Below are 22,286 nucleotides of genomic sequence, written 5' to 3' on the forward strand. Positions count from 1 at the left end.
CAAGCTCATTTATTATAATGTATGATGAGTCCCGAGTAATGAGCCAAAAATGGTTACTATGTATGTATGTTATCATTTTGCCGCCACAAATGCACGTAAATAAATATTAAAAATAGCCTATAACTGAACTATGCATTTTTTAAAAAAAAGAATCATTTTGTGGACTAACGCATCCCCAAAATGATTCTGCAGGAGTCGTTTATGGTTACAAACCCGGAATAGCCGTATGGGTCTCTTTTAGAATCTGCTCCACTTCGTGTTTCACGTCGGGGTTATTGCGTATAAAATCCTTTAGCATTTTCATATTAGATTCTTTAGATTTAGCTGAGGATTCGGCCTTATGTTCAGCATTTCCGCTCTTCGAATCATGCTTGCCTTCTCCTTGCGAATGGCTCGCTGAAGCAGCAGTGTTGCCAAAGCCCGTCATCGCCATACCCAAAATTTTATCTTTCGCTTTATCCGCGGAACCGTTCATGTAACCGCTCGAATGACTAAGCGAGGACATCAAGGCATGCCGTTTTTTGGACATAATCATACTGGCAGCCGCGCCCATCAGTACTCCGCAAAAAAATGACGAAGTGTTCATATCTCTAACCTCCTTGTGTGGTAAAATCATGACTAGTGTTCGCGGAAAGATTCCGACTCATACAAGCAAATTAAAAGAAAGCGAGATGAAAAAAGTGGGTAAAGGCACAGCAGTACTGCTTGCGGCCACCTTTCTGCTGGCATCCTGTAGCAACAGCAGTGAGAACAGCAATGCAGTCAAGGAGTTAAACAATCAACCCACGGCAGCCGCCACAGAGGCATCAGCAACGCCGTCATCACCCGAAAAACCAGCAATTCTGGCAACTCCTTCGCCTCAGGCGACAGCAATTAAAGACAAAGCATCACCTACTGAATTTCCGCTTTTGTACCATATGAACAAAAATTACGATATTATCCCTAATGAAGCCGGTGCCAATAAGAAAATCATCCTGCTTACGTTCGATGATGGCCCCAAGGAAGCGGCTATGATCAACCCACTAATGGATATATTGGATAAGCATCATGCGAAAGCTATTTTCTTTGTGAATGGCTATAGGGTAAAAGCGCATCCCGAGCTGCTTGAGCTTATTCATTCACGCGGTGGAATTATCGGCAATCACAGCTGGGATCATATTGTGCTGAAAGATCAGCCTTATGCCAAAGTTAAACAACAGCTTGAAGATGTTCAGAAAATCGTTAAAAAAGTTATCGGCGAAGCTCCGCACTTTTTCCGCCCCCCGCATGGTGCAGGCGGTGATGTAGGTAAAAAAGTTGCAGCGGAGAACGGCTTATTGTACATGACCTGGTCCGTCGGTTCTCTGGACTGGGAAATGAAAGAAAAGGAAACCGGCAAGACCGATAAACTGATTAAAAATGTAAGCAGTCAACTGCATTCTGGCAGTAATATTCTAATGCATGAGCTCCCATGGACGGTGGAAGGGCTGGAAACACTGCTAACTACACTGGAAGGCAAGGGCTATAGTTTTGTAGATCCTCGTAGTATTGAACTGAAGGTGCGCTGATCTGCATACAGCAAGAGTCTTTTCACATATTACAAAAGGGGAGTTCCAGCAGCCACTATTGGCTCTGGGACTCCCCTTTACTTGTTGAATTACGAAGTGTCAGCACATGTATTTCAGCAGGACTTCTAAAGCGCAGCGGCAGATGAGCAGTGCCAAAGCCCCGGCTAATCAGGAGTTTGGCGAATGTTTTTGATTCATCCCCTTTAGGCAATATAAACCAACCTGCATCATATTCCTGATAGAAGGTTTCTACATGTCTCCGACCAAAAAAGGGAAAAACGACCTGCCCTCCATGCGTATGACCTGCCAGAACAAGATCAGCGGGTACGGAGGAACGCTGTGAGAGCCAAACCGGATCATGAACAAGAATAATACGGCAGGCCGTGTCAGACACAGCCAATGGTGGCAATGGTGGATAGGCAGATTTCCCGCGCTTCACCATGAAATCTACACCAGTCAACCAAAGTGTGCCGCCGGCCCGTTCAATAGCAACATTCTCATCTACCAGCAGTACCGCCCCACTTTTGCGGATTATATTATCTACCACTGAGGTATTCGCATTATAATCATGATTTCCATGAACGGCATATGTAGGAGCTATAGAAGTGACCAACGCCATATTAGATAGCAGCCTGTTCATCGGGTTATTCTTCTCGGTTATATCCCCGCCCAGGAACACGGCATCAACATGGCCTTTTAACGATAACATCAGTGCTTGCGGAAGAAGGCGGCGATGAATATCCGTGATGAATAGAATACGAAAGCCCTCAAAAGCCTGTGGCAAAGAATCCAGAAATATTTCCTCGGCAATAATACGTTTTCCGAACGCACTTATTACCATCGCAATAGTAATAGTCATACCAACCAATAGCCCTCCTGAAGCCAAGACCAGCAGCAAGTCCCTTACCATAATGTTTTCAGAGGAGGGGCTCCTTCTATTCCCCACCACAATAGTGAAGCAAGCAAAATCACAAACATAAAGATCAACGAATTGACAAAAATTTTACTGAGCCTTACACGCTCAGAGGTATAGGTCTGGGAACGGGACGGAGTTAATTCCGCACCCTTTTTGCCCCCTTCTCCTTCGGATGATTCCTGCGAAGAATACATTGAACCGCGGTTTTTTCTAGATAAGGTTCCGGTCGATATTTGGGCAGGCATAGAATGTGGAGTTTGCAAATCTACGGGTTGATTTCTTTTTTTTACTTTGACAGAAGGCCGTTCGCCTTTATACTGTTTCTGGCGGGATTTCACCCGACTGAGTTCCTCGCTCATGTCTCCCTCCTATAGCGAATGACTAGACCTGAGAACAGATCGATCAAGAAATGGCAGAGTATTGGAGCCCAAAGGGTACCCGAATGAATGTAAATATACCCCAGTCCATAGCTGCTTAAGAAAACCCAGCCCGTAGGGATCCAGTGACGCAAATAACGGACATGAATGACTGCAAATAAAATGCTGGTCCAGTAGGGGCCAAACGCATACTGGATCGCCCCTCGGAATAATATTTCTTCACATATCGACACAATAATAGCTATAAAAAGAATGTGCCAAATGGGTCGTTTGCGAAATAAAAGATCATTTATGCCTCCGTCATCCATGCTATCTTCTGGTACAATATGGGTCAGTAAAAAATCTACAACTAGCATAACTACTGCTAAACCAAGGCCCCATAATACAAAATGCCAGTTTTCCGGAAAATTAAATACGTGAATGGGATTTCTTTTCTGTAATAATATCCATATCAAACCGATAATCAATGTAAGTCCTTGTGTAATATAAAGATTCAGAAGAAGAAGCTTATCTGTTAATTGCTTTGGGTCTACCTTTTTTATCTTAATCTCACCAAATTTGAATTTTTTCATCATAACCTGCCTGTTCTATATTGTTTTTCCGGGCAGCTCAAGAATTTGAGAGTCTGTCCATAGACTTTCCGCAAAATACATAAAGATAATTTCCCTAGAAAAAGGAGCACTTATTATGAACAGTCGTACCTCCCGCACTCAAATGTTATACACGCTTGGTTTTTTATTTTTTCTGATTTCCGCTTTCGCCGCTTTTTTTACGGGAGTGAAGGTTGGTGCAGACAAGACAGAAGCCAAATATGAACAGCTGAATAATACAGCTAAACCAACGGAGTTCTCAGGATCCTACCAGCAGCAGGATCTTGTTACCTTCTATCATAACGTATTTTTGCCTTACCGTGAATTCAAGCGAAATTGGAACACTGAGGTTGATAAGCTTACTCGTAGCACTGATGCTCGAGAGAATGAAGCAACCTTGAAGAATCTAAGTATTCTGGCAGACAAACAGTATAAAAAGGTCAATCAGAATTCCCTCTTCACCAATTCTCCGCTGCTGTATCAATCACAATTGAATATACTAAAAAGCTTGACACTCTTCTCCCAAGCATCAAGTAAAATTTCAGCAAGTGCGGGAGGTGCAGAAACGGCCAAAGCGCTAAATAAAGACTCCTTTACAGCGAGTGCTGTACAGTTTGGTCTACTGGCACAGAAAAACTATTATGATTCCATGCTGAAATGGGGATCAAAAAGCAATAACAAAATCCCTGCAGAAGTGGGAAACCTGCAAACCCTATCCTTTATAAAATGGAAAAAGATGCCTCTTTTAGAGAAGAATGCATCTATTGCTAATATGATGCTGAATCACAGGGTTTATGCTAGTTATGATCCACAAGACCTTACTGCAAAAGTAGATGATATGATATATTCTGGCGTTGCTAATTCCTTGAAGCTTACTGACATTCAATCCTCGGTATCCCTGCTTGTTTCCACCGGTGCAGTACAGGAACAAGACTTCATTAAATGGCGCGAACAATATTATAGCAAGGAAATAGTGCCGCAGGTCCCGTTCTTTTACGAGTAAGACCAGTTATTGAATCATACCCAAAAAAGATGCCTACTTCAAGGTGACCTGCTTTAAAACCTATTGACACATCTGGCATCACCATGTTACATTATGAAAAATTAATCATGAAAAACCGATGATGGAACAAAGATACTGTGAGTCTTCAGAGAGCCGGTGGTTGGTGCAAACCGGTGACGAACTGACATCTTTAGCACTCCTGAGATATTGTACTGAAACTTAAGTAGGTACAATCGGATCACTCCGTTACCAGTGTGGCCTTTGCAGGCCAATGAGGCTGCTTCTTACAAGTTGCAGTGAATTAGGGTGGTACCACGATAACTTTCGTCCCTTACTACGGCAGTAGTATGGGGTCGGGAGTTTTTTTTTCATTCCCTTAAACTCACAAACAACTTGTCACTTTTGTCCCATAGCGCCTAATTCACGGCAACCTTGCACCCTTTCTCTTTTATGCGACACCGCGTTGCTCCGCCATTTGACTGTGCTTTATTATTTACAGCTCGTGATACTTCAGGTACTGTGGACTGCCCTTTCAGGGCATCCTCAACATATTATGCTTTCCAACTATAAGGAGGACAAGAAACCATGTTTAAAGTATTAGTATCGGATCCAATCAGTGATTTGGGCATTCAGCAATTGATGGACGCAAGCGATGTAACGGTAGACAAGAAGACCGGACTTAGTGAAGACGAACTTATTGCAATCATTGGTGAATATGATGGCCTCCTTGTTCGCAGTCAAACTACTGTAACCGAAAAGATTATTGAAGCGGGCAAGAACCTGAAGGTTATCGGACGTGCAGGCGTAGGCGTTGATAATATTAAGCTCGAAGCCGCAACGCAGCGCGGTATAGTTGTTATTAATGCCCCTGACGGAAATACAATTACGACTTGTGAGCATGCTTTTGCCATGATGATGGCTCTTGCCCGTCATATTCCTCAAGCTTATGCAAAAACAATTAGCGGTGTTTGGGACAAAAAAACATTTCTCGGAGTAGAGTTAAAAGGTAAAACATTGGGAGTGCTCGGCATGGGCCGGATCGGTAGTGAAGTAGCCAAACGCGCCATCGCTTTCGGAATGAATATCCTTGCCTACGACCCCTTCCTGACCGCAGACCGTGCCGAAAAACTGGAAGTAAAGCTGGCATCAGTGGATGACATTGTTCGCGGAGCAGATTTTATCACCGTCCATACTCCATTAACTCCTGAGACACGCCATATGATTTCCCGGCCGCAGTTCGAGGTAATGAAAAAAGGAATGCGCATTATCAACTGTGCACGTGGTGGTGTTATCGATGAGCTTGCATTGGTTGAAGCTATAGATAGCGGCATTGTAGCTGGAGCGGCATTCGACGTGTTCGAGAAGGAACCCCCTCAAGCTGACCATCCGTTCCTGTCCCATCCCAAGATTATCGTAACTCCACATTTGGGTGCTTCAACTGTTGAAGCCCAGGAGAACGTAGCCATTGACGTTTCTGAACAAGTGCTGCATATCCTGCGCAATGAACCCTTCATCAACGCTGTTAACATCCCTCCTGTAGCTCCAAGTGTAATGAACAAGCTACAGCCTTATTTTAAACTGGGCGAAAAATTGGGCAGCTTTGTCACTCAACTCACGAATGGAGCGATTCACGAAATTAACGTAGAGTACGCGGGTGATCTATCGGATGTGGATACACAGCCGCTGACCCGCTATATTGTGAAAGGCGTGCTCTCACGTCACTTTGCTGAAGATGTCAACATCGTTAACTCCATGCATCTGGCCAAAACGCGTGATGTTAATGTCGTAATCACCAAAACTTCCAAAACTAAAGGCTTCACTAATCTAATTACAGTCACTCTAAAAACTGAACAAGAGGAAGAACGTCTAGTAGCCGGCACTCTGCTGCAAGGTTATGGTGAACGTATTGTACAGGTTAATAAATTCCCTGTTGATATTGCTCCTGAGGGCCATCAAATCGTCGTTTCCCATAATGACAAACCAGGAATTATCGGTTTAGTGGGTACGTTGCTTGGTCAAAATGAGGTTAATATCGCCTCCATGCAAGTGGGACGTAAAATTGTCGGTGGTGCTGCAATTATGCTGCTTACTGTAGACAAAGCGGTTCCACAAGCGGTGCTTGTGAAGCTGGCAGGCCTACCTGAAATTAACACTGCTGAAGAAATAGTCTTGCTATAAAATTTGTAATAGGCCATTCCACACATCTCGTGTGAGAATGGCCTTATTTTTGTGATAAGAAAAGACCTGTGTTACACATTAGTGTATAATCTGTGGCATTCTGTCGGAAATAACATCCGCAGCTACATTTATGTCAGTTCTTACAATAGACTGATATCACTCTAATCCCCTATAATATTACAATATAAAATATTTTTTTAAGGGGGATTTCTTTCCAATGGACTGGATGAACAAGCTTCCGTTAAAACAAAGAATTATTGCCGGGTGTTACCTGATCGCCGCGTTATTTGCTATCCCTGTTTTGATTTCTTTTATTGTCATGGGTAAAATTTTTGTCGGCATTCTTCTTATCGTGGTTCTTGCTGGTCTGACTTATCCTCTTTCACGTTTTGTTGAGAGAACGCTTACATCTTCATTTGATGACATTGCAAATGTTACTCACAACATTGCAAAGGGCGACTTTACTACTAGAGCTGATGAAAATGGTTCTATGGGAGATGTTAGCCGCTCATTTAATACTATGATCGATAAATTGAAGAAGATTCTGACTGAAGCGTCACAGCTTACCCGTCAAGTTATGGACGCGAGCCGAGGAATTGAAAATAAGAATCAGAGTTTGAAGATCGTTATGGCTCAGGTATCCTCCTCCTCCAATGAACTAGCTCTGGGTGCAAATGAAATATCCGTAGATATTGCTGATATGACAGAATCTATTAAAGACATTGAAACTAAAGTTTCCAACTATACAACCTCCACTAAAGAAATGAACAAACGTTCAATACATACGCTGGAACTGGTTGAGAAAGGCCGGCAATCGGTAGACACCCAGGCTGAAGGCATGCGCAAAAATATCGCAGCCACCAAAAAAGTAGCAGAAACCGTCGATGCCCTTTCACAAAATGCTCGTGGGATTACGATGATTACGAAGACGATTACGGAGATTGCGGAACAGACTAATCTGCTATCCCTTAACGCTTCCATTGAAGCGGCCCGAGCCGGAGAACATGGACGTGGCTTTGCAGTGGTAGCCCAAGAAGTGCGTAAACTAGCTGAGGAATCAACCGCCTCAACCAAAGAAGTATTTGGTCTAGTCCGTAGTATTGAAAGCGATATTAAAGATGCCATAGCCAACATTGCGATCAATGAAAGCGTAGTGCAGGTTCAGAATGAAATGATTACTGAGACAGCTAGTATCTTCTCGCAAATTGTGCATAGTGTGCAATACATCGCTGAGCAAATTGCCGCCTTCTCTGCGGAGAGTGACGTTATGCTTGAAAGCGCGCTCAAAATTTCAGGAGCCATCGAAAACATATCCGCAATTACCCAGCAAACCGCAGCTGGAACTGAAGAAGTCTCGGCTGCTATGAATGAACAAATAAATGCACTGCAGTCTGTGGCTGAGGAAACCGAAAAAATGACTCAGGCTGTATTTAATCTGCAAAAAACAATTCATATCTTCAAATTTTAAATAGATAGGTCTTAAGGCTCCTCATATGAAATCATATTATTCGTCAATTTCCGCGCATATTTGTATAAAAATATTGACAAAAGAGGGGGAGGAATATATTGTAAAGGAAAATTATCCTTTATTTAATTTGATAATTTATAAGGGCAAAATTCCCGAAAGGGAATGACGCAAAGCCATGGATCTACAGCCTCATTTTTCAGTTAATGAGGCCATGACTGCCAGGTTGCTTAAATACCTTGAAAGACTGGATAAATATGCAGTCTCTATAGCGAATTATGCTACCCACCTGTGCTCTGTATCAGAGCACAGGTTTTATTTTTTTTTAGGTCTAACGTTTTCACTTCGGGAGATCGATAAAGATATTACAATAAAATACTTGTGAGGTGTATGTTTTGAAGACAGTTGCAGATTACATGGCGGAAGCGCTCCGCAACCTCGGAGTAACCCATTCCTTTGGGATTATTGGCAAATCTATTTGTCCTATTGTTCTTAAAATGGTTGACTATGGTATCGAGTTTATTCCCGGGAGACATGAATCAAGCTCCGGATTCGAAGCCTCTGGTTACGCGCTAAAAACTGGGAATCTCGGTGTAGCATTCGGGACCTCCGGCCCAGGAGGAACAAATCTGCTCACTGCAGCAGCACATGCAAAGGCTAATAACCTTCCTGTTCTTTTTATTACCGGTCACCAGTCTATTAAAGAACTAGGAATTCCTCAATGTCAGGACTCATCGTCTTATCTTGCCGATTTAGCAGAAATGTTCAGACCAGCTACTTTATTCAGTAAGCTTATCGAACGTGGAGACCATTTCAGTACTATTTTTAATCATGCTATTGCCATCGCGTTAAGCGGCAAACGTGGTCCTGTTCATCTCTGCATCCCCTTTGATGTGCAGACGGAAATGCTTGAAGAATGCAACATCGTATTTCCTGAACGAGAAACATTAGTAAATTATGCCAGCCTTGATCGTGTAATTACTGCTATTAACCATTCAAGTAATCCCTTAATTATTGCTGGCAAAGGTGTAAATCGGTCCGGAGCTCATAAAGAGCTAATCCAATTAGCTGAAACCTTTAATATTCCTGTCGTGACGTCACCTGGCGGAAAAGGAGCCATCCCCTGGGATCATCCATTGTATCATGGGCCTATTGGTGTAGGCGGCTGCACACATGGCGATGATCTGCTAAACCATAGTGATCTTTATATCGTATTGGGATCTCGTCTAAGCGATATGACCATATGTAACCTAAAACGAGAGAATCATCCAGAGACATTGATCCAATTTGATTGTGATCCTACTTTTGTCGGAAAAATACTAACCTCAAAGACTATTCAAATTACAGGTGACGTTCGCGATAATCTGGAGTTCTACCTTAAAGGAATTGACCAGACAACGCTTCCTAAGCGCGAAACTACGCCTTTTGATTACACTGAAGAGCTTCCCATTCTGACCAAGCTCTCATTGGCATCGGTTCTTAGCACAATGAGTGACCTGATTCCTTATAACAATACCGTTTTTGTTGATGATGGAAGCCATGGGTTTAATGCAGTCAAGTGGTATAAAGTAAAGAAACCCGGAAGTTTTGTATTTGACGCTTATTTTGCTTGTATGGGAAATGCGATTGGTATGGCTATTGGGGCAAAGGTAGCGGCTCCTAACGAAACGATATTCTGCATTACCGGTGACGGCTGTTTTATGATGCTGGGATCTGAGATTAATACTGCTGTATGCAAAGATATCCCCGTCATCTTTATTGTCGTAAATAATATGCAGTTGGATATGGCGTTAAAAGGGATGGAGAAAACTACAGGCCGAATTGATGGAACTATATTTGAAGTGCCTATGGATGTGGTGAAATTTGCTGAATCACTGGGAGCAACTGGCTTTAAATGTGAGACTGCTGAACAATTTTCCACAGCCATTAATGAGGCTGTGGCTTTGAACCGCGTTGCGGTTATCGAGTTGCTTACAGACCGTGACGAAATTCCACCTACTGCACACCGTGTACTAAACATGTAATTCAGGAGGCCTTTATGAGCGATAACATTAATAGTGGTTTTAACCATTTCTCTAATCTATCCGGTGACTATGGAGCCAAAGCCTTGGCTCCGATTAAAGAGCATTTTCCAGAGTTAGCTGAATTTATTATGGGAACCGCCTATGGTGATATCTTCCAACGCCATACCATTGGAAACGATTGGAAAGAAATCGCGGTGATCTCTTCCTTGATTACTATGGGACAATATGACCAATTGGGTGTTCACTATGTTATGGCGCTTCGTGTAGGTATTTCTGTTGAACAAATCAAAGGTATTTTATTACATTTAGCTCCTTGTGTTGGTGCTCCAAGGATTATTAGTGCCTTTAATGTCCTACTAGCTACACTTGAAGAAGTTCAATAAAGTCGTAAGTGACATTTTTATACATAGTTCGACTTTTATATTGCATATATGAGAAATATATGTATATAATACAGTTAAAATATCCCAAAGCTAAGGTTTTTATTGTCGAAATATGGCGTTAAACTAAACGTTTTAGAGGATATATCGCGGCTGAGTGATTATCACAGTCGAACTAAAGTGTATCGCAATTAAACAATGGGAGAGTGCACACATGGGAAAATTTATTTTGAAAACTGATACTGCTGCCAAAATCATTAATATTGAGCTAGAGGGAGCTTTTTCAGAGGAAGACGGTCTAAAATCAATTCAAGCGTATCAACAAACAATCAACCCTATTAATCCTGCAGATTATGAATTAAAGATTGATTGCCGCAAACTTAATGTTACCGCTCCTGATGTTGTGCCTCTTCTTGAAGGATGTTTTCTAATGTTTAAGGCTGATGGTTTTGTAAGAGTAAATCTTACGCTTGAGAATAATCCTATCCTTAAAATGCAGCTGGCTCGTCTGGGACGTAAGGCTGGTCTTGAGAATCTTGAGATCATCTCTACAGTTGCCTAGTCAGTTTAATAGTTTCACATTAAAAGATAGCTTATTCAGCGAAATAGATTCCTAAAAGTATAATACTGTAAATTTTTACTAGAGAAGCGCAAGCTTCAAAATCGAAATTTTAGGAGGAATCATATGGCTGGAATCTGTATTAAAGATATCGATATCTATCATCCAAGTAACAAAGTTGGTAACGACTTTTTCATTCAACATTTCGACGAAAAGGGTATTGATATCCGTGGACTTCTGGCTACTTTAGGTCGTGATTCTCGCTACAGTATTAACAATGAGGAAGAGAACTCCCTGACTATGGCTTTTGAAGCGGCTAGCAATGTTCTAGAGAAAACAGGACTAACCGGGGCAGATATCGACCTTATCGCCTATGCCAGTCAAACTCCTGAATATATTTTTCCTACAAATTCACTAATGATTCACCGATTGATTAACGGCGCATCCCATACCATTTGTATTGATAGTAATGCTAATTGTGCCGGGATGACGGCTTCCGTTGAGCAAGTTAGTCGCCAGATGATTGCTAATCCGAGAATCAAACGAGCTCTGGTTATTGGCTCCGATCATGTAGCACCACATGCCGATAAAAGCGATCCCGTATATTATGCCAACTTCGGTGATGCTGCTGCTGCTGTGATTCTGGAACGTGTCGAGAATTCGTCAGGATTCATTGATTCTATCTATCAGACAGACACTTGTGTCTATGGAAACTCCCTGTTTCCAGCTGAAGGCTTAGCAAAAATGGGTAAAACAGGTGTGGCCACCGGAGAGTTCAATGTTAAGTTCATTCCCTTCGATGATTCTATCTGTGTAGATGCTGCAACTGAATCTATCCAGACCTTGCTCTCCAACAATGATATTGCACCTGAATCCATTAAAGCAGCCTGCTTTTCCCAACTGTCACTTCCCAATATACTTGCTGTATCCGAAAGAATTGGCATCGGCAGCGACGTCGCTGTGTATATTGGTGATGAGTTCGGTTATACCTCCACTAGTAGTCCTTTTATCGCCCTACACAGGGCTGTTACCACCGGAAAGATTGAGCGTGGGGATAAAGTATTATTTTGGACGGTTGGCGCTGGCTGGCAGAATGTAGCTTTCGTTATGGAGTATTAATAAACTTGATTCAAGAAGAAACGGCAAGCCTCCTGCACTCAAGGAAGCTTGCCGTTTTTCTATTGTTTCTTATAAAGATTAAATTACAAATAAGTTCCTTAACGATGTCCTTCGTGCTTCTCCCAGCCCATCGTACGTGACACCGCATCCTGCCAGGCGTGATAGCGGCGTTCACGCTCTTCTTGCCCCATCATAGGTTTAAAGACCCTCTCAGCCTTGTTAAAGCTCTCCAGTTGGTCCCTTGTCCAAATACCGGAGGTTAAGCCAGCAAGAAGCGCTGCGCCCAGCGCAGTCGTCTCTGCGTAGGCCGTACGCGTAACCTCACTTCCCAAAATGTCCGACTGGAATTGCATCAGCAAATCGTTGCTTACCGCGCCACCATCTACGCGCAGCCCGGTAAGCGGCATGCCGGCATCTTTTTCCATAGCCCCAATAACGTCTTTAGACTGAAAAGCAAGCGATTCCAAGGTTGCACGTACCAAATGACCGGCTGTTGTTCCCCGAGTTAAACCAAATATCGCTCCTCGAGCATACATATCCCAATAAGGTGCACCCAGTCCGGTGAATGCTGGAACGACCACAACGCCTTCACTATCCTCTACTTCCTTGGCCTTATCCTCCGAGCTCGCTGGTTCTTCAATGAGTCCTAAGCCCTCCTGCAGCCACTGTACGGCAGCTCCAGCTACAAACACACTACCTTCAAGGGCATAATACATTTCGTCCCCCATACCCCATGCAACTGTTGTCAGCAGGCCATGACTTGAGACCACCGCTTCAGTACCTGTATTCATCAGAATAAAGCAGCCTGTTCCATATGTATTTTTGGCACTGCCTGCTTCGAGACAGGTATGGCCAAATAAGGCCGCCTGCTGGTCTCCCAGCACAGCGCGGATTGGTATTTCCGCCCCGAACCAATGCGCCGCCGCTACTCCAAAGTCTCCACCTGACATTCTCACCTCGGGCAGGATGGAGCGAGGAATACGCAGCTCGTCCATTAGCTTGTCATCCCATATACGTTCATGCAGGTTAAATAACATGGTGCGGGAAGCGTTGGTGACATCTGTGGCATGCACAGCACCTTCAGTGAGCTTCCAGATTAGCCAGCTGTCAATTGTCCCTGCCAGTAACTCACCCTTCTGTGCCCTCTCTCGTGCTCCTTCTACATGGTCTAGAATCCATGAGAGTTTGGTCGCTGAGAAATAGGCATCTACTACCAGGCCCGTCTTGCTGGCAATTTCTTCTTCTAAGCCTCTGGCTTTAAGCTCTTCACAATGTTCAGCAGTTCTCCGGTCCTGCCATACAATGGCTGGATAAATCGGTTTACCTGTCACTTTATCCCAGACGAGAGCCGTTTCCCGTTGGTTCGTAATCCCGATAGCGGATATGTTCGTTGCCGCAAAGCCGCTTGCGCTTATCGCATCTCTTGCTGCAGCTAGTTGAGTCTCCCATATTTGCTCAGGGTCATGCTCCACCCATCCGGGACGAGGAAAGGACTGTTTAATTTCATATTGTCCCTGGGAGATCATTCTAGCCTCCTCATCGAACAATATCGCTCGAGAGCTAGTTGTGCCTTGATCCAATGACAAAATCATACCGTTGCCTCCTAAAAGTTTTGTCAGCATAAGCTTCCTTGATATTTACTTCGTCAAAACTCGCATCGAAAGCATATACTTAAGTTTTGTCAGCATACACTTCCTTGATATTTGCTTCGTTCAAAACTTGCGTCGTAAGCATATATTCAGAGATATGTTCCACGATGAACAAGATTAGTCGTTTAGTTTCAACAAAAAGCACCTCTGCTGTCAGAGGCGCTGGTCATGCTTTGTTTAAAATTTCTATTTTTCGACAGGCAGTCGAAGTGTGAAGGTTGTCCCTTCTCCAAGCTTGCTGGAGGCAGAGATATACCCGTGATGCGACTCGACAATATTTTTGACAATGGCAAGTCCCAATCCGGTTCCTACAGTTTCACCCCGTACACGCGCCTTATCGGCTTTATAAAAGCGTTCGAATATATATGGCAAATCTTCCGGAGAAATTCCGACACCCTCATCACGGATGTTAATTTCAACGAAGCGGCGACCTTCCGATACACTAGAATCGGCAAGAATAATAATCTTCTTGCCAGCAGGCGTATGGCGGAAGGCATTATCCAACAGATTCGTTAGAACCTGCTCCAGCTTATCTTCATCTGCCGCCTTTAACTGCAGTACATCACTATGTTTATTAAACTGTAAATCAATCTCCCGTTCCTTCGCACGTACAGAAAACTTGCGGTAGACCCGTTCAAGCAGCTCATTCATATCAAGCTGATTCTTCATCATATCGGTATGACCGGCCTCCATGCGAGCCAGATCAAGCAAATCCTTCACCAGTCGTCCCATCCGCAGTGATTCGTCATGGATGACCTGAACCAGTTCACTGCTCTCCTCTGGCGAAGAAGCCATTCCATCCAGAAGCGCCTCACTATAGCCCTGCATCATCGAAAGCGGAGTACGGATCTCATGGGAGACGTTAGCGACAAAGTCCGTACGCATCTTCTCCAGTCGTACTTCCTCGGTGACATCACGAAGAACAGCCACAGCTCCCCGAATGTTATCTTCTGAATACAGGGGAGCCATGTGTACAGACCAAACGCCTTGTCGGACATGCACATTGGAACGCTGATCTCCGCGCTGGTTCAAGGTACTAAGAAATAAGGGACGCAGCGGCGGCGGCACATTACTCTTGCCAACTACCTCAGGATATAGCTCAGATTCACTCTCTTGCTCCCAGGAAAGATCGCTCCATGTTTCAAGCAGAGCTTGTCCGTGTGGATTAGTCAATATGATCTGGCCCTCGATATCAAATGTGATTACAGCATCACTCATGCTGCGCAGCACACTGGACAGATGGCCTTTCTCGTGATTGAGACTGCGTATATTGGCTTCCAGCTCTTGAGCCATATGGTTAAAAGAAGTCGCCAGTTGCCCAATTTCGTCACTGGTGACAAGCGTAAGTCTTGTGCTGTATTCGCCGCGGCGAATATCGTTCGCAGCCTCAATCACACGATGCATGGGCTGTGTAATCTTCGTAAATAGAAATAAGGCGAAGAAAGTCGTCAAGGAGAAACCAATCATACACGTATACAAAAATAAACGTTTAATTGCCCCGGAATTGGCAAAGTTACTGTCGATATAGGGAAGTAGAAATAACCCTAATGTAATGAGTACGACAGCAACAAGACAGATGATCGTGACCCACAGCTTGCCGACAAGACTTCTCCAGAAGTTCACCTATTTAGGAACCTCAAGTTTATAGCCTACTCCCCATACCGTTGTGATCATTGCTGCCGATTCCGGTGATACTTTATTCAGTTTTTCGCGAAGCCGTTTCACATGCGTGTCCACTGTGCGCAAATCCCCAAAAAATTCGTAATTCCAGACATCCTTAAGCAGCTCTTCGCGAGAAAACACCTTATCGGGTGAAATCGCCAAATAATGCAGCAACTCGTACTCCTTTGGAGTCAAGCTCACTTCCTGTCCACCTGCCGTCACACGATGCGCGTCATGCTCAATAATGAGATGTGGGAATACAATATTGTTGCTTGAATTGCTCTCCTTAGACAAAAAGGCCGTTGCCGATGAACGGCGCATAATGGCCTTAACGCGATAGATCACCTCACGCGGGCTAAAAGGCTTAACCACATAATCGTCAGCGCCCATTTCAAAGCCCTGAACACGGTTAATCTCTTCGCCTTTGGCTGTAAGCATTAAGACTGGTGTAGATTTGACCCCTCTAAGTCTTGTCAAAACTTCAATCCCGTCGATACCGGGCAGCATGACATCCAGCAAGATTAGACCGTAGTCATTAGCCGTTGCTTTGCGTAGAGCAATCTCGCCATCTTCGGCTTCGTCGATTTCATATCCTTCTTTTTCAAGGTACATCTTAAGTAGGCGGCGAATGCGTTCCTCGTCATCCACCACCAGAATTCTATTCAAGTGCTCTGCCATTTCGCTACAACCCCTTCATCAAATACAGTAGAACGTTACCCAAATCGATACGCTGCGTTAGCAGATAAAATAGTATGCTCAATCTGTCCCCGCATAAGAATGAAGTCCAGCGATGACCAGATTAACACCAACCAGGGTAAACATTACGACTAGAAAGCCGAGTACGGCGAGCCATGCGGATTTGCGCCCCTGCCATCCGCGAGCCAGCCGTAAGTGAAGATAAGCACTATAAAACAACCAAGTAATGAGTGCCCAGACTTCTTTGGGGTCCCATCCCCAGAATCTACCCCAAGCCACTTGAGCCCATATCATTGCAAAAATCAAAGCCCCCAGTGTAAATATAGGGAAACCTATTGCTATCGCCCTGTACGCAATCTCATCGAGGTCTCCCTCATCAATTCCGTCCATAACCGGATGAATCGCCTTGCCCAGCGGTTTGCGAGCAATAAGACGGATAACTCCATAAAGAAGCAGCCCGGAAATCAGTGACCAGATAACAGTATTGAACTTCCGCCCTGCATTTACACCATTCATCCAAGCTGGCGCTTCGAAGAGTGGCGCTTTCATGCCAAGAAACGACTGGAAGCTCTCAATTTCGCTATGGTAAGGTGCCACAATCGGCGGCATTTTATAACTGACTTTCTCTATTGTACTATTTTCCTGCCCGGGGCTGTCAATCGTAACGTTCTGGCGAACAAAAACCGTTTCATATCCAGCGCCACGGAAAGCAAATACCGAGCCAAGAAAACCAATTATAACAATGATTGAAAACAGTGTAAATTCGACCAGCCGCTGCTGTTTGCGGTCGACTTTCTCTACACTGTCAAATTTCACAGTCCGCAAGAGATACATTAGTCCAGCGGCAAATCCAACCGCGAAAAATGATTCCCCAGTTGCAGCCAACGTAACGTGAATGTTCAAATAGATGGATTGCAAAGAAGGTATCAGCGGCTGGACCTCTTGTGGAAATACAGCTGCATACGCCATAACAATAATGGAAATTGGAACAGCGAAGACACCCAGTATAATTTTGCGGTAGATTGCGAATATTACGGTAAAAGCTACCATAACCATCATCGATAAAAAAGTCATGAATTCATACATGTTACTAACGGGAATATGCCCTGAACCCATCCAGCGGGTCACAAAGTATGCTATGTGGCACAGCAAGCCAACAGAGGATACGGTGAAGGCAACTTTACCCCAGCGCGCTGTATGAGCCTTTGGATCGCGTCCGGACCATTTTCGGCCCATTATGGCGATAGTGAATAACATGAACGCGCCACTGTATAAGAAAAAAGCGGCAATAAAGACGTCACTGCTAAAATCGAGCAAGCTCATGCTAGACCTCCCCCGTTGTCCAAGGATTTTTCATCGACTGCCATGTCCACTCTTTCCAGAATAGAAACAATCTCGCGCCGGAAGCCGAACCAGTTCTTATTCGTATGTCCTCCAAGCGTTAGTTCTCCATTACTCACAATTAGCCAGATGCGTCGATGTTGCCAATAAAAACCGAGCACCAGACCCAGCATAACGATTCCCGCTCCCAACCACACGAAAGGCATGGCCCGGTCCACACGTATATTCAGATAGGCTGTTGATTCTGCAAAGTCGACATCACTCATGTTGGCCACATCAAGTTCCAAAAAGCGGTCTTGGCCACCGAGCTTATCATTAATAGATGCCTGTTGGAACTGAGCCTTATCCACCTGTTTGGGAAAATAAAAGTATTGCTGACCGGCCGACGGAAGATCAGGTCCCTTGATCAGGAATAGAAATGCTGGTGCATTCGGATAGGGCGACTTAGAGACGGGCTGACCCTCCTCGTTCAGACCAAAGTCCAGGTATTTCTCCTTCAGTGTCAGCGTATAAGGACCCACCTGAAAGCTCCGCTCTGGATTCTTCATCTCCAGCATAAACTTGCCGTAAGACTCTCCGTTCGCAGAATTGATCAGCTCCGGCTGCACTGAGCGCAGCACAGGAGTCAGGTCGTAGTCAAACTGATACGCTTTCAAACCTTTGTATTCCAAAGGAGAATTAACCTGAATATCATGCGCTGCTACTTCGGACAGCTGTGGCTCCTTAGACGGGTCGATACAATCCGCAGTACATTGATACAATACCGCGCTTGTTTGATACAGTTTTGGAAGAACCTTTTTGCCACGGAACTCCTCGGGCATCTCTTCCTCCGTGTAGAACTCGACCTTGAATTTCTCGTTCTTTAAATAATAGGTCGTGTCCGGAATTCGGGTAATTTCCCCTTGCGGAAAAGCTAAATGCTGATCCATATTAAGTCCTGGCAAGCCTCTCGCTAGTACCGCAAGCAGAAAAATGATAAGACCGATATGTATTACATAGGGTCCCCACCGGCTGAAGCGGTGCTTCTCAGCCAGCAGAGCACCCCCATCCACCTTGACACGATAGCCTTTTTTCTTCAATGGCTGAAGTAGGCGTGTTACCCAGACCTCCGGATCTTCCTCTATATTAGCTATCAAGACGACCTTCTGCCGGGTTAAAAACTGCCGATGCTTGCGAATCTTCTGTCTTGTTAATGCCTTATATAGCGGAAGCACCCGATCCAGGCTGCAGATAACCAGTGAAGCGCCGATCATCACAAGCAAAGACACAAACCACCAGGACTCATAAGTATGGGAGAAGCCCAGTGTGTAATAAATTTGTCCTGCTGCTCCATACTGTTCCTTGTAATAGGTGGAGGCATCAATATTCAAAAAGGTGCTTTCCTGTGGAAAAACTGTACCTAGCATGGAGCCCAACAGGGTCAGTACAATCAGGTAAATCGCTATTTTGACCGAAGAGAAGAAGTTCCAAATGAGATCAATAACGCCTGGATTGACACGCTGGGAACGGCGGGCAACACCATCATAGCGCATTTCAAGGTTCTCGCTGGAATCAAACTCCTCACCAATCGGCTTGCCGCAGGCTTCGCAGAGAACAGTACCTACAGGGTTCTGGTGACCGCATTCACATTTAGTGTTGGCAATAAAAGGCGCATGCCCCATCATCGACTCACCAGCTTCCCAATTTGAGCATCCAGTGTACTTAAATCAAGCTGGCCAATGTGAATACTGTCCACTTTCCCCTTTGAATTAATGAAGAAGGTAGTTGGCATCGGTGAAATTCCGTAGCTCCGCACCGCATCTCTCCCGGTGTCCATAACCACTGGAAAATTGATGCCAACCATCTTCACAAAATTCTCGACAGTCATCTGATCCTCACCAACATTTACTCCTACGACTACAACGCCTTGGTCGCGCCATTTCTCCCACTGGGCCTGGAGAGCCGGCATTTCTTGGACACAAGGACTGCACCAGGAGCCCCAGAAATTCAGTACTACAGCCTTGCCCTTATATTGTTTTAACGTGTGGGTCTGGCCGTCAAGGCCGAGAAGCTCGAAGGACGGGGCTCTACTGCCTTCCTTAGGTTTTCCGTCTCCACCAAACACTGAGGAGCCAATTGCATAACCTCCCAGCAGAACTATTAGAAACAGGATCACGATTTGTATCGGCTTTCTTGCTTTCCCCACACGCGATGCCCCCTTCTGTGACAGAATTCATACTTAAGTTAATAGGTGTGAACATCCTATGAACATTATAACGAATATTGTCACAACTTTAGGGGCTTTAATTGTGAACTTTATGTGTCTTTACGTGGTGTTCTTTCTTTTAGCAATCCCGCTTGGGCAATTTGCTGCAGATGGTTGATTTCATCCTTGGTCAAATGGCGGTATGAGCCTCGTTTTAAATTTTGCAGCAAAATATCCCCGAATGAAATCCGCTTCAAGCGAATCACGGGGTGAGAAATCGCTTCGAACATCCGTCGCACCTGACGGTTGCGTCCCTCGTGAATGGTAATGCTGATTACCGATTCTTTGTTTCCTTCGCCAATATCCTTGTACTCCACTTCAGCTGGAGCAGTCATACCGTCTTCCAGCTTGATGCCTGTCTTGAGCTTGTCCAGCGCAGAACCGTGCGGTACTCCCTTGACCGTGGCGTGATACGTCTTGGGAACATGATGCTTAGGATGGGTCAGCAGGTTAGCGAACTCACCATCATTCGTCAGCAGCAGCAATCCTTCTGTATCATAATCCAGACGGCCAACGGGATATACACGCTCGTTAATACCCTTTAGGTAATCCGTTACCACTTTGCGCCCCTTAGGATCGGAAGCACTCGTAATGACACCCTTAGGCTTGTTGAACATAATATAGATTTTATTCTCGCTCCGGATCAATCTGCCGGAAACTTTAATAATATCTTGTGCGGGGTCAACCTTTGTGCCAAGCGTAGTTACGAGTTCCCCGTTGACTTCCACTTTACCGGCCAAAATCATTTCTTCACACTTGCGTCTGGACGCTACACCTGCTTGCGCCAAAATTTTCTGTAATCTTTCCATATTCGACTAGTCACCTCAGATTAATGATAACCATCAGAGGGATAAATCACAAGTTCATTCCACGGAAAAAATGTCCCAGGACAGGAATTCGTATGGTGTTCGATGATTAATGGTGAGATTTGATAGCGTTCAGCCAGCTCAAAAATAAGTTTTCCTGTTGCAAAAAGCTGTTCCTTCCTGCCCGCTTGTGAAGGAGCACTCTCCTTCTTGCTGAAATCACCCTCGAGACAGAGGTGAATATAGTCAGGATCTGTCAGCAGTGGTGCAGCATAAATGTCCCCCTCTGACCCTATCCAAAAATCGAAGCCTTTACCATTAATTGATGGGCAGCGGGAATGATGTAGAATTAATCCTTTGTATTTCATTGGATGTCTGCCTCCCTCCATATTGCTGCAATAGCATATGTTAGGGAGGAGGGCGGGGTGACACCAACCATATTTTTTGTTGGAGGAAAAGGCCCTTTGACTAGGGTAACTGCGAGGAAGTTTGGACTTGAGGGTCGCTTGCTACCCGAATACCATGAGGCAAATAGCGATGGCAGCGACAAAGCCGACAATATCAGAGAAGAGGCCGACCTTGAGCGCATAACGGCCATTACGGACCCCAACAGCTCCGAAATATACGGTCAACACGTAGAGGGTCGTGTCCGTGCTGCCCTGGATGGTTGAGGCAATCATTCCGATTAGGGAGTCTGGACCATGGACACGAATGAGGTCAGTGGTATAGGCGAGCGACCCAGTGCCCGTAAGCGGCCGCAGAAGACCCAGTGGCAATACTTCTGGGGGCACTCCCAAACCTTGCAACGCAGGGGCTATGAAGCCCATCAGGAAGTCCAACGCCCCAGAGGCGCGGAAGACACTGATGGCTACCAACATCCCCACTAAAGGTGGGATGATGGCGACAGCAGTACCAAAGCCATCCTTCGCCCCTTCTACAAAGGACTCATACACAGGAACCTTCCGCGTAAAAGCGTAGAGCGGAATAAACGTAATCATGACCGGTATAGCCCATGATGATAGCAGGCTGATCCATTCAAACATGGGACGATCATCCTTTCAAAGAAGTATGCGGTAGCTTGGTACTCCCACGATCAGAGTCTCCGTGCCCCACTGCCGGAGGCTTCGGCGGCCTGCGCAGCAAAGACATCCGCCGGAACATTCTGTCGGCAGCAATGGCTGCCAAAGTGGCTACAGCAGTTGCTGCCAGCGTAGTGCCCACGATGCCAGCCGGGTCTGCCGAGCCATAGTTAAGTCGAATGGCAATCAACGTTGCCGGGATAAGTGTTATGCTCGCCGTGTTAAGGGCTAGTAAAGTACACATGGCCGGTGTAGCGGTATCTTTGTCCGGATTAAGCTTCTGTAGCTCTTGCATCGCCTTGATCCCCATCGGTGTTGCCGCGTTGCCTAATCCCAGTAGATTCGCACTCATATTGGATAGAATATAGCCGATAGCCGGATGCCCCTTCGGAACGTCAGGAAATAAAAAAGAAACCACAGGACCAAGCGCACTGGCGATTTTTTTGAGCAGTCCTGAATCTTCAGCGATTCGCATAATCCCAAGCCAGAACACAAGCACACTGATTAAACCAAAGCTTACAGTAACGCCATTCTTTGCTCCGTCAAATACAGCGGCTGTAAACTCATCCATGCGGCCATTAACGGCTGCGAACAGAAAGCCGATGACGATCATTCCCAGCCAGATCCCGTTAATCATGGATATACCTCCT

At 45.0% G+C, this 22,286-nt stretch carries 22 protein-coding genes, 1 riboswitch and 1 other annotated feature; of the genes, 8 read left to right on the forward strand and 14 right to left on the reverse strand.

Annotation, left to right across the window (positions count from 1 at the left end; all coding sequences use genetic code 11):
* Positions 1-205: 205 nt before the first annotated feature.
* On the reverse strand, positions 206-586 hold the full coding sequence (locus GJB61_RS10390) for a hypothetical protein (protein WP_154118439.1): 381 nt from the start codon (positions 584-586) through the stop codon (positions 206-208).
* Between the two features lie 28 nt (positions 587-614).
* Here GJB61_RS10390 and GJB61_RS10395 point away from each other — a divergent pair, with 28 nt between their 5' ends.
* Positions 615-1,547, forward strand: coding sequence for a polysaccharide deacetylase family protein (locus GJB61_RS10395; protein WP_420819740.1), 933 nt, complete (start codon positions 615-617; stop codon positions 1,545-1,547).
* Positions 1,548-1,602: 55 nt separating this feature from the next.
* On the opposite strand, the gene GJB61_RS10400 is transcribed toward GJB61_RS10395, so the two are convergent.
* From GJB61_RS10400 to GJB61_RS10410, 3 genes are read right to left on the reverse strand one after another with little or no spacing between them, the layout of a single operon-like run.
* Positions 1,603-2,406, reverse strand: a complete 804-nt coding sequence (locus GJB61_RS10400; protein WP_195724301.1) for a metallophosphoesterase — start codon at positions 2,404-2,406, stop codon at positions 1,603-1,605.
* Positions 2,407-2,450: 44 nt separating this feature from the next.
* Positions 2,451-2,822 (reverse strand): hypothetical protein, encoded by a 372-nt coding sequence (locus GJB61_RS10405; RefSeq protein ID WP_154118441.1) that lies wholly within the window; start codon positions 2,820-2,822, stop codon positions 2,451-2,453.
* Positions 2,819-3,412 carry a CPBP family intramembrane glutamic endopeptidase gene (locus GJB61_RS10410; protein ID WP_154118845.1) on the reverse strand — a complete coding sequence of 198 codons (594 nt, stop codon included), beginning with the start codon at positions 3,410-3,412 and terminating at the stop codon, positions 2,819-2,821. Before GJB61_RS10410 ends, GJB61_RS10405 begins: the two co-directional genes overlap by 4 nt.
* Positions 3,413-3,527: 115 nt before the next feature.
* On the opposite strand from GJB61_RS10410, the gene GJB61_RS10415 reads away from it, so the two are divergent.
* From GJB61_RS10415 to GJB61_RS10450, 7 genes are all read left to right on the forward strand, one after another.
* A complete protein-coding gene (locus GJB61_RS10415) occupies positions 3,528-4,433 on the forward strand; it encodes a hypothetical protein (protein WP_154118442.1) in 906 nt (301 codons plus the stop codon).
* A 109-nt stretch (positions 4,434-4,542) separates the two neighbouring features.
* Positions 4,543-4,768, forward strand: a binding site (T-box leader).
* Between the two features lie 250 nt (positions 4,769-5,018).
* Positions 5,019-6,611 (forward strand): phosphoglycerate dehydrogenase, encoded by a 1,593-nt coding sequence (gene serA / locus GJB61_RS10420; RefSeq protein ID WP_154118443.1) that lies wholly within the window; start codon positions 5,019-5,021, stop codon positions 6,609-6,611.
* Between the two features lie 217 nt (positions 6,612-6,828).
* Positions 6,829-8,079: a methyl-accepting chemotaxis protein gene (locus GJB61_RS10425; RefSeq protein ID WP_154118444.1), complete on the forward strand. Its 1,251-nt coding sequence runs from the start codon at positions 6,829-6,831 to the stop codon at positions 8,077-8,079.
* Positions 8,080-8,211: 132 nt separating this feature from the next.
* Positions 8,212-8,310: riboswitch (cyclic di-GMP riboswitch) on the forward strand.
* A 152-nt stretch (positions 8,311-8,462) separates the two neighbouring features.
* The gene (locus tag GJB61_RS10435) at positions 8,463-10,100 is read left to right on the forward strand and encodes a thiamine pyrophosphate-binding protein (protein WP_338115744.1); all 1,638 of its coding nucleotides are present in this window, start codon (positions 8,463-8,465) and stop codon (positions 10,098-10,100) included.
* A gap of 14 nt (positions 10,101-10,114) precedes the next feature.
* Positions 10,115-10,483, forward strand: a complete 369-nt coding sequence (locus tag GJB61_RS10440) for a carboxymuconolactone decarboxylase family protein (protein WP_154118445.1) — start codon at positions 10,115-10,117, stop codon at positions 10,481-10,483.
* Positions 10,484-10,694: 211 nt separating this feature from the next.
* Positions 10,695-11,042 (forward strand): hypothetical protein, encoded by a 348-nt coding sequence (locus GJB61_RS10445; RefSeq protein WP_154118446.1) that lies wholly within the window; start codon positions 10,695-10,697, stop codon positions 11,040-11,042.
* A 123-nt stretch (positions 11,043-11,165) separates the two neighbouring features.
* Positions 11,166-12,158: a 3-oxoacyl-[acyl-carrier-protein] synthase III C-terminal domain-containing protein gene (locus GJB61_RS10450; RefSeq protein ID WP_154118447.1), complete on the forward strand. Its 993-nt coding sequence runs from the start codon at positions 11,166-11,168 to the stop codon at positions 12,156-12,158.
* A gap of 98 nt (positions 12,159-12,256) precedes the next feature.
* On the opposite strand, the gene glpK is transcribed toward GJB61_RS10450, so the two are convergent.
* From glpK to GJB61_RS10500, 10 genes are all read right to left on the reverse strand, one after another.
* Complete coding sequence (glpK, locus tag GJB61_RS10455; RefSeq protein WP_154118448.1) at positions 12,257-13,750, reverse strand: glycerol kinase GlpK; 1,494 nt, start codon at positions 13,748-13,750, stop codon at positions 12,257-12,259.
* 243 nt (positions 13,751-13,993) lie between these two features.
* Positions 13,994-15,430 carry a HAMP domain-containing sensor histidine kinase gene (locus tag GJB61_RS10460; protein WP_338115745.1) on the reverse strand — a complete coding sequence of 479 codons (1,437 nt, stop codon included), beginning with the start codon at positions 15,428-15,430 and terminating at the stop codon, positions 13,994-13,996.
* Complete coding sequence (locus GJB61_RS10465; protein WP_020427515.1) at positions 15,431-16,147, reverse strand: response regulator transcription factor; 717 nt, start codon at positions 16,145-16,147, stop codon at positions 15,431-15,433.
* Positions 16,148-16,225: 78 nt separating this feature from the next.
* Positions 16,226-17,488 (reverse strand): cytochrome c biogenesis protein CcsA, encoded by a 1,263-nt coding sequence (gene ccsA / locus GJB61_RS10470; protein WP_154118449.1) that lies wholly within the window; start codon positions 17,486-17,488, stop codon positions 16,226-16,228.
* Complete coding sequence (resB, locus tag GJB61_RS10475; protein WP_229521594.1) at positions 17,485-19,170, reverse strand: cytochrome c biogenesis protein ResB; 1,686 nt, start codon at positions 19,168-19,170, stop codon at positions 17,485-17,487. The genes ccsA and resB overlap by 4 nt, the downstream gene beginning before the upstream one ends.
* A complete protein-coding gene (resA, locus tag GJB61_RS10480; protein WP_338115746.1) occupies positions 19,167-19,691 on the reverse strand; it encodes a thiol-disulfide oxidoreductase ResA in 525 nt (174 codons plus the stop codon). Before resA ends, resB begins: the two co-directional genes overlap by 4 nt.
* Before the next feature lie 110 nt (positions 19,692-19,801).
* Positions 19,802-20,560 (reverse strand): pseudouridine synthase, encoded by a 759-nt coding sequence (locus GJB61_RS10485; RefSeq protein ID WP_154118451.1) that lies wholly within the window; start codon positions 20,558-20,560, stop codon positions 19,802-19,804.
* A 20-nt stretch (positions 20,561-20,580) separates the two neighbouring features.
* Positions 20,581-20,925 carry a peptidoglycan recognition protein family protein gene (locus tag GJB61_RS10490; protein ID WP_154118452.1) on the reverse strand — a complete coding sequence of 115 codons (345 nt, stop codon included), beginning with the start codon at positions 20,923-20,925 and terminating at the stop codon, positions 20,581-20,583.
* A 141-nt stretch (positions 20,926-21,066) separates the two neighbouring features.
* Entirely contained in the window at positions 21,067-21,600 is a 534-nt protein-coding gene (locus tag GJB61_RS10495; protein ID WP_154118453.1) for a spore maturation protein, read from the reverse strand.
* 7 nt (positions 21,601-21,607) lie between these two features.
* Positions 21,608-22,273, reverse strand: a complete 666-nt coding sequence (locus GJB61_RS10500) for a nucleoside recognition domain-containing protein (RefSeq protein ID WP_154118454.1) — start codon at positions 22,271-22,273, stop codon at positions 21,608-21,610.
* Positions 22,274-22,286 lie beyond the last annotated feature (13 nt).

The sequence above is a fragment of the Paenibacillus monticola genome (assembly GCF_009664975.1).
Lineage (GTDB): Bacteria > Bacillota > Bacilli > Paenibacillales > Paenibacillaceae > Paenibacillus_AQ > Paenibacillus_AQ monticola.